Origin of the sequence: Streptomyces roseicoloratus (assembly GCF_004117935.1) — a bacterium.
Taxonomy (GTDB): Bacteria; Actinomycetota; Actinomycetes; order Streptomycetales; family Streptomycetaceae; genus Streptomyces; species Streptomyces roseicoloratus.
On record NZ_SDOY01000165.1, the window covers coordinates 1 to 11665 of the forward strand.

Annotated in this window: 11 protein-coding genes; all 11 read right to left on the reverse strand. The window is 72.0% G+C overall.

The window, feature by feature from the left end:
• Positions 1-707 (reverse strand): glycosyltransferase (locus ESG85_RS28780; protein WP_164986344.1); only part of this gene is annotated, 707 nt, incomplete at its 3' end.
• On the reverse strand, positions 704-1240 hold the full coding sequence (locus tag ESG85_RS28785) for a dCTP deaminase (protein ID WP_128984104.1): 537 nt from the start codon (positions 1238-1240) through the stop codon (positions 704-706). The genes ESG85_RS28785 and ESG85_RS28780, both read right to left, overlap by 4 nt.
• Entirely contained in the window at positions 1237-1776 is a 540-nt protein-coding gene (gene dcd, locus ESG85_RS28790; protein ID WP_128984105.1) for a dCTP deaminase, read from the reverse strand. Before dcd ends, ESG85_RS28785 begins: the two co-directional genes overlap by 4 nt.
• Positions 1773-2999, reverse strand: a complete 1227-nt coding sequence (locus ESG85_RS28795) for a metallophosphoesterase (RefSeq protein ID WP_128984106.1) — start codon at positions 2997-2999, stop codon at positions 1773-1775. Before ESG85_RS28795 ends, dcd begins: the two co-directional genes overlap by 4 nt.
• Positions 2996-4312 carry a UDP-N-acetylglucosamine 1-carboxyvinyltransferase gene (locus tag ESG85_RS28800; protein WP_128984107.1) on the reverse strand — a complete coding sequence of 439 codons (1317 nt, stop codon included), beginning with the start codon at positions 4310-4312 and terminating at the stop codon, positions 2996-2998. The genes ESG85_RS28795 and ESG85_RS28800 overlap by 4 nt, the downstream gene beginning before the upstream one ends.
• A 289-nt stretch (positions 4313-4601) precedes the next feature.
• Positions 4602-5048 (reverse strand): hypothetical protein, encoded by a 447-nt coding sequence (locus ESG85_RS36345; protein ID WP_246095351.1) that lies wholly within the window; start codon positions 5046-5048, stop codon positions 4602-4604.
• A 55-nt stretch (positions 5049-5103) separates the two neighbouring features.
• Positions 5104-6333 carry a helix-turn-helix domain-containing protein gene (locus ESG85_RS28810; RefSeq protein WP_128984108.1) on the reverse strand — a complete coding sequence of 410 codons (1230 nt, stop codon included), beginning with the start codon at positions 6331-6333 and terminating at the stop codon, positions 5104-5106.
• Positions 6334-6632: 299 nt separating this feature from the next.
• On the reverse strand, positions 6633-8342 hold the full coding sequence (locus ESG85_RS28815) for a relaxase/mobilization nuclease domain-containing protein (protein ID WP_128984109.1): 1710 nt from the start codon (positions 8340-8342) through the stop codon (positions 6633-6635).
• Between the two features lie 4 nt (positions 8343-8346).
• Positions 8347-8928, reverse strand: coding sequence for a plasmid mobilization protein (locus tag ESG85_RS36815; RefSeq protein ID WP_342781430.1), 582 nt, complete (start codon positions 8926-8928; stop codon positions 8347-8349).
• Between the two features lie 108 nt (positions 8929-9036).
• A complete protein-coding gene (locus tag ESG85_RS28825) occupies positions 9037-9990 on the reverse strand; it encodes a DUF2637 domain-containing protein (protein ID WP_281288090.1) in 954 nt (317 codons plus the stop codon).
• A 345-nt stretch (positions 9991-10335) separates the two neighbouring features.
• Positions 10336-11544, reverse strand: a complete 1209-nt coding sequence (locus ESG85_RS28830; RefSeq protein WP_128984113.1) for a DUF3631 domain-containing protein — start codon at positions 11542-11544, stop codon at positions 10336-10338.
• Positions 11545-11665 lie beyond the last annotated feature (121 nt).

Here is an 11665-nt window from a genome sequence, read left to right on the forward strand (position 1 = left end):
GCGCTGGGGGCGGCGATCGACAGCTCGACGCCCTGGAGCGGGGCCACGCTCCGGATCAGGGCCTCGACGCCTTTCTCGGCGGTCAGCCGGCCCGCGTACAGCAGGCGGAGGTGGCTCTTGGATGTGTGGGTGGTTCGGGCGGGCGGGTCGGTGAGGAGGCGGTCGGGGATGCCCCAAGGGATGTGGGTGATTTTGCGGCGGTCGGTCTGCGGGGCGAGCTTGAGGAGGTGGTCGGCCATGGCACCGGTGGGGACGACGATGGCATCGGCCGCCCGGGCGGTGGCCCGCAGGATCTGGAGCTGGTCGCGGTGGGCTTCGGCGAAGAGCAGGTCGGTGCCGTGGACCAGGGCGATGCGGGGGTGCGCGGGCAGGGCCCGGATCAGGGCGGGGGTGGCGCCGAAGGCGAGGTGCTGCAGGTGCAGGACGTCGATCTGGGACGGGTTGATCGCGGCCGTCAGGGCTTGGCGCAGGTGGGAGACGTACCGGTGGAAGGCGGGGCCCTCCAGGCACTTACCGCTCGCGCTGAGCAGGTCGAGGCCGGCCGGTGTCCGCGGGCGGGGTCCGGTCGGGGCGAGCATGAAGGCCCTTGCGGGAATGAGGGGTTTCTCGCCGGTGTAGAGGTCGAGGAAGAGTTCGACGCTGCCGCCGGGGCTGCCGACGGGCAGGTCCAGGAAGGTGGCGACCAGCGGATTCCGGTCAGGACTCACCGGCGGCCTCCGTCGATCTCCTCGTAGAGGCGGGAGATGTCGATCCCGTCGGTGGAGGCGTACTTCGCGAGCTGCCGCTGGTAGCTGGCCGGGGTGCCCTGGGAGGCCAGGAAGACCAGCTTGCCGAACGTCATGCCCGGGTAGACGCGGACGGGCCGGGCCGCGCGGATCTCCAGGGTCCAGCGGATGGCGTGGCCCTGGTGTCCGAGCGGGGCGGAGACGTGGACCCAGATGCCGAGGGCTCCGATGGTGCGGTCGCCGTTGAGCATCTGCGCGTACGCCTCCGAGCCGGTGCGCTCGTGGGTGACGCCGAGGTAGAGCAGGCCGGGCTGGAGTACCAGGCCGGTGGTGGGGATCGCCTGCTCGGTGTAGGTGGTGGGGATGGCGGCGTCGAGGTCGCCGGCGCAGACGCGGAGGGTGTCGCCGAGGCGCCAGTCGTAGGCGTTCGGGGAGACGCGGGCGGGGTCGTACGGGTCGATGGTGATCTCGCCGGAGTGGACGGCGGCGGTGATCGCGGGGCCGGTGAGGATCACGAGGCGACCACCCCGATGCGGGCGGTGTCCCGCCAGTAGCGGGAGGGCTGGGGGCCGTCGGCGGCCTGGTACTTGCCCGAGTACAGGTCGATGTCGCCGGTGGAGACGAAGAACATGATCTGCCCGATCTTCATGCCGGCGTACACGCGCAGGGGGCGGATCGGGGAGAGCATCAGGGTCCACTGGCCGTGGAAGCCGATGTCACCGATGGGGGCGGTGATCTCGACGAAGAGGCCGAGGCGGCCGACGGAGGAGCGGCCGAACAGCAGCGGGACAAAGGTGTCGGAGCCGACCTGTTCGAGGGTGTGGCCGAGGTAGAGCTCTCCGGGCTGGAGGACGTAGCCGTCCTCGCTGATCTCGACCGTGGTGGTCGGGTTCGCCTGGTGGGCGTCGATGACCGGGGTGGTGTAGGTCAGCAGAGTGGGGCCGAGGCGGACGTTGTAGCTGTTGGGATTGACCTGCCCGGGTTCGAACGGGTTGATCGTCAGGCGGCCGTCACGGGCGGCGGCGGTGATCTCGGGGCCGGTGAGGATCATCGTGCGCCTTCCTCCTGGTCGGGCGGCGGGGTGGCGAGAGTGCGACGGACGGCCTCACCAAGGCGGAGGCCGGCCTGGTGGGTGCGTCCGCCGAGGTGGGTGTCGGCGAGGTAGTCGGTCGTGAGCACGGACCGGATGCCCTGGGGCAGCGGCCAGGGGACGACGGCCAGAGGGCCGGTCTGCTCGGTCAGGTGCTTGAGCAGGCCGTTCGGATCCTCCACGTACCTGTCGGGGAGGAAGGCGTGGACGAGCTGGTTGTCGAACGGCTCGATTGCCAGCAGGTCTCCGAGCGTCAGGATGTCGCCGAGGCCGGTGGGCCGCAGGGCGGTGTCGTTCAGGACGACCGCATCGGCGCCGAGACCGGTGTGCAGCCGGGAGGCGGTGTCCTGCAGGAGCCGGTGGCGGTCGAGGACGGCGTCGCGGTAGGGCTCCTTGACGGTGCCGAGGCGAGTGGCGAGCATCCGGCAGGTGGAGGCGATCTGTTCGTCCAGAGCGGCGAGTGCGTCCGGGACCGTCGCAGGGGCGGGGAAGGTGGCGGTGCGGGCGGCCCAGCCGGAGCCGACGGGTTCGGCGGCGGCGTATCCGGCGGCCAGCTCGCGACCCTTGACCACGAGGGTGTCGCCGACGTGCACCGGCCCGTAGGTGTCGCTGTGGCAGTGGCCGGCGAAGACGACGTCCACGAACGGGCAGGCGCTGGCGAGCTTGAGGTCCTCGTCGAAGCCGGAGTGGGACAGCACGATCCAGGAGTCCACGTGGTGGTGGTGTTCCAGCATCAGCTCGCGCAGCGCGGTCACGGGGTCGGTGACGCGGTGCTCCGCCCGCTGGTCGGCGGGGATGGTGTGGAACGCGCTGACGCCGATGACCGCGGTGACGGCGACCCGGCGGCCGTGCACGTCGACGACGCGGAGGCGGTCGAACAGCGGCTGCCCGGTGGTGGCGTCGACGGCGTTGGAGCAGATCGTCATCTCGCGCAGGCCGGGTTCGAAGTAGTGGGGCCAGCCGTGGTTGCCGGGCGCCAGCACGTCGTACAGCGTCGTGAGGATCTCCCGCTCGATGGCGCCTTTGCCCAGCCGGTAGTAGCCGGTGCCCTCGAAGAAGTCGCCGCAGTCGACGATGAGCGAGGTCGCCTTGAGGTCGTGCAGGTGCGGCAGGAGCCTGTGGGCCTGGTCGAGGGCGGAGTGGAGGTCGGTGGTGGCCACGATCTGGCCGTACGTCCTGCTCATCGCGGTACGTCGGTGAGGTCGGCGCCGAGGGCGCGGAGCTTGGCGGGCAGGTCGGCGTGGCCGCGGCGCAGCTGGTCGAGGCCGCTGACGGTGGTGGCACCCCTGGCGGTGAGGCCGGCGATCAGGAGGGCGGAGCCGGTGCGGATGTCGGTGGCCTTTACCGTCGTGCCGTTGAGGCGCTGGGGGCCGGTCAGGCGGCACCGGGTGGACGAGAGCTCCTCGATCACCGCTCCGAGCCGGACGAGCTGGGGGAGGAGGTTGCCGTGGCGGCCGGGGTTGATGTCGTCGGCGAACATGTGGATGCCCGGCAGGGTGAGGGCCAGGGCCATCAGCGCGGGCTCGAAGTCGGCGTCCAAGCCGTCCGGGGTCAGCGAGGCGATCGCTCGCAGGGGCTGTCCGCTCACGCTGCGGGCCCGGTGGACGGTGATGGCGTCGGGGGCGAGGGACAAAGGGATCCCGGCCCAGTCCAGCAGGCTGGCCAGCACCTTGAGGTCCGATCCGGCGACGCCTTCGATACGGCCTTCTCCGCCGGTGGCGGCGATCGCGCAGGCCAGAGTGCCCGCCTCGATCTTGTCGCCGGGGACCGTCCAGGCGATGGTTCCAGCCGGGACGCCCGGTGGTGGGGCCAGCGTGATCTTCTCGCTGGCGGCGTGGGCCGTCCATCCGGCGGACCGTAAGGCGGCGAGTACGCCGGTGGTCTCCGGGGACAGGTTGGGATTGCCCAGTTCCAGTCGGCTGCCGGCCACGACCGCCCGGCAGATCGCGGCGATGCTCGCTCCCCGCGAGCGGAACGGCAGCGTCAGGGCGACCTTCTCGCGGGTCTGATCGGCGGCCAGGACGCGATACCCGGAGTCGTCGACGAGGACGGTGTCGCCGAACGCCTCGTAGACGGTGAAGTGCAGCTCCATCCCGCGATCACCGATCTGACAGCCGCCGGGCCAGGGAAGGGCCGCCTGTCCGTAGGCGGCAAGGAGCGGCGCCACCAGGTAGTAGGAGGCCCGGATCCGGGCGGCGTCCGTCAGGTCGGGCGCGGTGGCGGGATGCTCCTTGGGCTCCACGATCACGGCCCCACGCTCCGCGACGGGGCGGGCGACGCGGTAGCCGGTCTGTTCCAGCAGGCCGAGCATCCTCTGGACGTCGGCGCTGGCCGGGACGCCGGACAGGCGGACACCGCGGCCCAGGGACGCGGCGGCGGCCAGCAGCGGCAGCGTCGCGTTCTTCGAGCCGTCCACCCGGACCGTCCCGGCGAGGGGGCGGCCGGGGCGGACGGTGACGGCGTCGCTGTCTCTCGTACAGGCGGGGGCAAGATCCATCAGAACCTCCTGATCGCGGATGGGCGGGGTGATGCGGATCCAAGGGGCGGTACGGCCGTCGGCGCGTGCTCCCTTGTTCAGCGGCTGGTGGAGAGGGGCGCCGAAACGATGTCCGGCGCGGCCACGGCCGCTTGCTGGACCGTGGCATTGAGAAGCTGGCCGGTGTGGGAATGCAGCGTCCAGGCGGGCCCGGCCAGGCCGGCGAAGGCGAGGAATGTCAGGGCGATCCGGCCGCTGCGGTCCGCCCGCACGCGGCGGGGGGCGTGGGGGACGCGGTGACGGGCCCTGTTCACGAGGTCTCGCCGAGGGCGTTCTCGTGGGCGTCGAGGAGGCGGCTGGTCTGCGCGTACAGCCGTTCCAGCTCGGCGGAGGTGAGGACGAGGACTCCCTCGTGGGTCGAGCCGTCCTCGAAGTGGATCTCCACGGGCACCGAGCCCTGGCGGGCGCGTCGGTCGTAGACCGCGTCGCGGCCGGGCAGCAGCGTGGCGTGGGTGGCCTGCGCGGGCACCGGACGCAGCGTCGTGCCGTCCGCCGGCGCGGACCAGGCGGGGCCGCCGCCGGGCGGGCGCAGGTGGTAGGTGGTGGCGGAGTCCTCGCCGGGGAGAGTGACCACGACGCCGACCTGGCCCTTGCGGGCGGTGTCGGCGGCGAGGTCGCCGAGCTGAGGGAAGAAGGGAGCCGCTGTTCCTAACTCGGATCCCTGGGAGGGGAGATGGGCAGAGCGTCGTCCGGTCATGCCCCGAAGTTAGGGACGGCCACGACCCCGAATATGAGCCGGAGGAATACGACCCCTATCCGTCCAGGTGAAAGCGGTCGGACATGCGCCGCAACTTCTCTCGCGTGGCTGCCCGTTCGGCGTAGACGATGCTGCGGAGGGTCGACCGGGCGATGGGGTGGTTCCGTACGAGCTGGGGGGCGATCCGCTCGGCGGTCTCCAGCTCGCCGAGGGCCTTGTCCCGGTTGCCGTCCCACAGCCAGGCCCGCGCGATGTCCATGTGGTGGTGGCCCTGACGGGAGTTGGGCAGCGCCCCGACCAGCTCGGGGCTGGTGCGGCGGTTGATCTCCAGGGCCTTGCCCTGCTCGCCCATCTCCAGGGCCACGCTGATCGCGTGGATCTGCACGTTCCCGGCGGAGAACGTCAGCGAGTGCCGGTCGTACACCGGCGCCCCTGCGTACGCGTCCATCCGCTCGGCGGCGTCCTTCGCGTACCCGATCCGGTCCTCCGCCTCCGAGGCACGGCCGGCGCGGGCGGCCGAGACCGCCGCCCGGAGCTGGAGCGTGCCCCAGGCCCGTACGGCCAGCGGCTCGCCGTGCTCGTATGCCTGCTGCACCGACCCGATCGCCTTGTCCGAGAGCGTGAGCGCGTCCGACCAGTCGGCCGTCGCCCACATGTCCCAGACCCGCATCCAGTCCGCGACCGCCGGCAGCACCGGGTCCCCGGACAGGCGGGCCGACCACGCGGCCCTTTCGCAGGCCATTGCCACCAGTTCAGGGTGGCCGAGGGAGTGGGCGGCGGTATGGGCGAACTTGCAGCACACCGCGTAGATCGCGTACGCCTCCTCCCGCTCGTGCCCCTCCGACACCTCAGCCAGGGCCCGCGCCTCACGGAACAGATCCGGCAGGACCCTCAGGATCGCCACGTTCGAGGCGGTGTCGCGGAGCCGGTGCAGGCGGGTCACTTCACGCCACAGCTGTGAGGCCGGCCTCGGCGTCCCGTCGAAGACCGGGGAGAGGTCGTAGCGGCGCAGTTCGCGCAGGATCGACGAGGCGGCGACCTGCCACTGGTTGTCCTCCGGGGAGCTGCTGTACGGGCGCCCGATCAGGTCGTTCGGGTGGACGTGCAGCTCGGCGGCGATCTGGTTGAGCAGCCCGACCCGGTCCAACTCGATCAGGCCCCGCTTCATCTTGGAGACCCAGCCCTGCGACTTCCCCAGGGCCGTGGCCAGATCGGCCTGCGGCATCCCCAGCCGCAGCCTCGCCCTGCGGACGCGCCGGCCGATCTCCTCGGCTTCCTCCAGCATCAGGACACCTCCCCAACCGCCGGACGTCCGTGCGGGCTACGCCGGCCTGTCCGTACAGAGTTCGTCACCAGTACGGTACCCAGGACACCGTGCGAGTGTGCGGCAGATGCAGGGCCCGGCGGCCCAGCGCTGCGCTTCCCGTGGCCGTCCTGTTCACAAAATGAACGAGCGGCCGTTCTGAAAATGAACGTGCCCGCCGTTCCGAAAATGAACAGATTGCGGCCTGTTCCCTCTCGGAACGGAGTAGGCGTTCCGCGGCGGATCATCTTCGCTGTTCCGCCGCGGAACGGGTTGGCCGATCAACGCCGTCGCATGTGTGGCGGTTGCTGCTGTGCGACGGCCGGTGTGGCTGTCGGCGGGTGCATCGGTGTGCCGGGGCGTCGTGTGGTGCTGCGGGCCACGGCTGCCTGGGCGAGGGGGCTGGGTGTGTGGCGTTGGCCGAGGCGGTGGATGCGCCAGGTCAGGGTGCGGGCGGGGGTGCGGGCGTCGTCGAGGGTGCGTTGGCCGAGGGCCTGGTCGAGGAGGGTGGCCGGGTTGTGGCCGGCTGTTTCTGCGTCGGCGAGGGCGGTGGCGAGGGCGTCCCAGGCGGGGTCCTGGAGGATGCGGCCGGCGTGATCGGGGGCGGCCTGCTGGAGGTGGCGGGCGTAGCGCTGCTTGGTCTGGATGCCGGGGGCCCGGCGGGCGAGGTCGTCCAGGACCGGGGTGGCGACCTGCGCGTAGGCGGTCTGGAGGTGGGCGAGGGCCTGCTGGGCTGCTGCCTCCTGCTGGGCGTGCTGGTGCTTTCGGTGCCAGTGCCTCGCGAACGCCACGGCGATGAGGGCGGCGTCCAGCAGCATCGCCAGCCCGGCCCCGTCGCGTGTCGCGGCGGGCGTGCGCAGGATCGTCTGGACGCTGCGGCGCAGGACGCGGGCGCTGTCGGCGTCGGCGGTGATGCGGGAGCGGGTGGCGCGCTCGAAGACGGCGGCGGCCCGTTCGAGCTCGGCCCTCGCGGCGGCTGGTGCGGTCAGGGGCAGCAGGTCGAGGGTTCCGCCGAGGGCAACGAGCTGGCCTTGGGCGATGGGGTCATTGCTGTGGGTGAGGTGGTGGGGGATGCGTTCGGTGGCGGCGGTGGCCTGGTGCCAGGGGTCGGCTGGGCGGGCGGTGACCGGTTCGGGGCTGGTGGTGGTGAGGCGGTGGCGGATCTTGGGCAGGGAGAGGTCGCCGGCGAGGGTGGAGCCGGAGAACCACACCGGTTCGCCGTGTTTGTTGAGGTCGCCGGGCAGGGCGACGCTGTAGCCGAGGACGTCGCCGGACGGGCCGGTCTTGGGGCGCACGTTCACGCCGGTCACTTCCAGGAGCGCGAAGAACTCGGCTTCGGTGGACGCCGCGGCCACGGCGCGGCGTACGCGCTGGCGCAGGATCTCGCGGGTCGTGGTGTCCTGGCCTTGGCGCTTGGCCTTGAAGTGTTCCTTGCTGGTGGGGCGTTTGGCGGCGGTGCCGTCGCCGGGGTTGAGGCGGCGCAGGCCGAGGTCGGCTTCGATCTGGCGGGCTTCGCGCTGGACGGCGCGGATGTCGTGGTCGCGGCGGGGGCGGCGGCCGTCCTGGCGTACGAGGGTGGCGGCGATGTGGATGTGGTCGTCGGCGTGGCGGACCGCGACCCAGCGGCAGGCTTCCTCGTCGCCTTCGGGTGCGATGCCGGCGGCGGCCACGATCCGGCGGGCGATGTCCGCCCACTGGGCGTCGGTCAGGATCGGGTCCTCGGGCGCGGCCCGGACCGGGCAGTGCCACACCGTGGTCGCCGGTGCCTTGTCGCCGAGCATCTTCACGGGCTGGTCGAGCTGGGAGGCAAGCTGGTCCTCAACGTCCTTCGGGTTGCGGTGGGGGCTGCGACCGGGGTCGGGGGCAAAGCCGTTCCAGGACGCGACCAGGTGCGGGTCAGTGTGCTCGTTGGCGGAGCCCGGGCCGCAGAGGTAGCCGATGAGGCGGCGGGTGGCGCGGTCGCCCCTGCCGAGGATGATCTTCGGTATCACGTGGTCACCGCCCCGAGGCCACCTGGGCGACGGCCAGGTCCACGTCGTCGACCGACGCCTCGATGCGGTCCAGCAGCCGCGTCACGATGTCCGGTGCGGGCCATGCGCCGTGCTTGTTGAGGTGCCAGGTGAGCTGGTTGAGGTTGCGGCCGACTGCGGCGAGCTCACGGTTGGCGGCCATCAGCGTCTTGACCATGGTGCGGTAGTCGGCGACCGCGGCGGTGGGGTCGTCGGAGCGGGCGGCGGCGAGCGAGGTCTCGGCGACGTAGCCGCCGACCGACATGCAGCTGAGGCCGGCGGCCTTCGCGAGCAGGGTGAACTCGTCGTCGCTGTAGCGCGGGTGGACGCGCTTCTCGCGCAGCGTGGGTTCGCGAAGACGGCGGCGCGGCGCGGGCGGATGCGTGGCTTCTCCCCGAGTCGGCTCCCCCGGGCCGACCGACCCCGCCGCCCCCTCGGCGTCGGGAGCCTCCGCCTCCCCTGGGGCGGAGGCCGGGTAAGGACTCCTTACCCGACAACTTGCTGCGCCGTTGAGGCCGGTGGTCATCTCTTCCTGGCGTGCGGGGAGTTCGTGGTACGAGTCGTGCATGGATCGGTTCTCCGCTGGGTTCTTGGTTGTGTGCGGCTTCCGGGCCCCCGTGCTCGGCTGCACGGGGACCCGGGATGCGCCGGCTGGCGGGTCAGGGCTCTGTGGGGGTCAGGCGGTGCCGACGGGGGAGGCGACTCCGTTCAGTCCGTCGAGTGGTCCGGCCGTGGAGCCGTCGCCCGTGGTGGGCTCGCTCTGGCTGGCGCGCTCGGCTTGAAGCTGGTCGCGCAAGGCGCGGGCCCGGGGCAAGCCGATCCGTAGTTCGCGGCGCAGCCGCTCGGCGGTCAGTTGGTCGTCGCTCCAGTCGGCGGTCAGGAGTCGGGCCCTGTCGAGGATTTCGGCGGGTGTGCGGGTGCGGTCGGCGGTCGACTTGGCGGCGGCGGGGACCCGACCGGTCGCTCGACGCGGGGCGGCTCCGGTCGGCTCCGCCACCGTGGTCGGCCGAGGCGGTCGGGTGGCGGGGGCCGCTTCGGCTTCCTCGGTCGGCCTCGGCACGGGTGTCTCGGTGGCCTCCATGGGGGCCGACTCGGGCAGCGGCTCGGAGGCCGATTCGGGCCTGTCAGGCGTCGACCGTGGGGCCAGGTCGTCGGGCGACTGGCCAGGGGCCGTTTCGGGGGAGTCGGCCGACTTGGTGTTGTGGTGCAGCACCTTGGCCACGAGGTCCGACCCGAAGTAGATCGACCCGACCGGGAGCGAGGTCGCCAGCAGAACGAGGGTGTAGTTCGCGTAGTCCCAGTCGGTCAGTCGGCCCCACTGGATCGAGTCGGTATGCAGGGCCGGTACGAGGCCGTGCACGTAGTTCAGCAGGAGGCTGGCGACCGTGTAGGTCGCCAGGACCCGCAGTGCGAACTTCCGGTCGGCGCCGGTGAGCACGAGCGTGGCGATCAGCGCGAGGGCCATCAGCCCGTCGACCACGATCGGGTAGAGCAGGGCGGCGGTGGAGTCGGCGCCGATGGCGCGGGCCACGTCGGACAGTGCGTTCCATGAGACCCGAAAGGCCATGATGACGACGGCCACCAGGCCGATGACGAGGGTGAAGCGTCCCGCGCGGTTTACGCGACGCACCCCAGCCGGTGTGGGTGCGGGTGCTCGGCGAGCGTCGTCAGGAGCGTGGTGCTGTGTGAGGCCCTTGTTCCTGGCAGGCGAGGTGAGCCGCGCGATGTTGGCGCGGATGCTGCGTATGGCTGCCGGGGCGCTCGGGGCAGGGAAGTGCAAGGGGGCGGTCTCCAGAGGGAAGGGTGTGGCCGCCGTGGCGCGGGCGGCTGCGGACGGCTGGGACTCGTCCCACTCGTCCCGCCGCTGGTCAGGGCAGGTACGGGTGGGGCGGTGATGTCGAGTCGACTCGTTGCGGGTCGGTGACTCGTCCCCGCGCTGACCTGGGCGGGGACGAGTGGGACGAGTCGGGGAGGGTCAGGCGCCGGGCTCGACCGGGAGGGTGGCGGCTGCCTCGGGCGGGCAGTAGCGGGTCCAGGCGTCGGTGAACTGGGCGCGGGTGAAGCCCTTGGCTTGGTGGCCGCCGGGGAAGCGGCGGTTGGCCGACTTGATGCCGTAGTCCTGGAGGAGGATCTGCAGGCCGCGCGGTGTCAGCCCGTTGGGGCTGTGTTCGGCCCAGGGCGCCTCGGGGTCGGCGTTGAGGATCTCCAGGAGGCGGCCGGTGCGGATCGCCGACTGGTCGCCCTCGGAGGCGAAGGCGCGGCGGATGTCGGCGAGGATGCGGATCTTGAGCCCGCCGTCCTCGTCGCGCCCGGCCTCGTAGTCGGTCATGGCGGTGCACGCGGTGCGGGCCAGGACGGGCCAGTGTCCGCCCGCGAGGTCGGCGATGCTGACCAGCGGCGCCCAGGTGTCGGCGGCGCGGTCCTCGACCGGCATCTTCGGCTCCAGGGCGAGCGCCTTCTCGCGTACAGACGCCAGCCAGGCCGCCAGCCGTGTGCGGAGCTCGCGTACGGCCAGGTCGTCGCGGCCGTAGCGCCAGAAGCTGACCTTCTCGGTCTCGGCCCGGCGGCGCATGCGGATGACGACCGACCGGTCCATGATCGTGTCGGGGAGGTCGCCGATTCCGGCGAGGGCGGCCATGGCGAAGGTGTCGAACTTGACCACCTCGTGGTTGGGGCCGGTGACGCGCAGGGTGGGTCGGTTGCGCTGGTGGCCGGCGTTGAGCAGGCCGCGCATCTCCTCGTTCTTCTCCGCGACCTTCGGGCTGCCGAAGATGGTGTCGACCTCGTCCACGAGGAGCGTGGGCGGGTCGCCCTCGCCGATCGAGCGGAAGATCGCGGCGGCGGAGGCGTTGACCGTGATCAGCGGCTCGTGGACCGCTTCGATCAGGACTTCGAGCAGCCGCGACTTGCCGCAGCGCTTGGCCGGTCCGACCACGGCCAGGCGCGGCGCATGCTGCCACACGGTCTGCAGGTGGGTCGCAGCCGCCCACAGCGTGGTCGCGGTCAGGGCTTCGTCGCTCGGCATGACGACGTAGCGTCGGATGGCGTCCCGGAGCAGGTTCAGGACGTCTACGCCCTCGGGGTCCGGGGCAGGGGTGGGCGTGGGGGCGGTCGGCTGGCCGGGGACGGCGACCGGCGGCCAGGCGGCGGGAAGCGATGGCGTGTTCGGGGTGGCTTCGTCCATACTGGACATCGAGCTCCTCAATCTGCGGGCCATACGGGACGGCAATCCCGGCCATGCAGCTAGTCGTTCAGGGATGGGCGGCGTGAGGTTTGCGCTTTGAGCCCCTCGGTGTCGCAAGCAC